The organism is Mesorhizobium sp. WSM4848, assembly GCF_055811375.1.
Window position 1 is genome coordinate 1 of record NZ_JBVVPX010000164.1, and the last position, 235, is coordinate 235.

Sequence of the window (235 nt, forward strand, 5' to 3'; positions counted from 1 at the left end):
GCGTCTGCAGCGTCTGGGTCGCGGTTTCGAACGAACGCTTGGCATAGTCCGCCGCGCCCTGGCCCAGCGTCTGAGCGCCCTTGGCGGCGATCTTCGACGACTCGACGACCGCTTCCAGATTGTCCTTGTTGAAGGCGACCATGTCTTCGAACAGCTTGCTGCTCTTTTCCATCGCGGCCTGGGTGCGCTGCTGCGCTTCGCCGAACATCGCCTGGGTCTTGGCGGCGGTGTCCTG

The 235-nt window shown here is 64.3% G+C and carries 1 protein-coding gene; it reads right to left on the minus strand.

The features are described from left to right. Positions 1 to 235 (minus strand): phasin family protein (locus AC0L16_RS33730; RefSeq protein WP_473625837.1); only part of this gene is annotated, 235 nt, incomplete at both ends.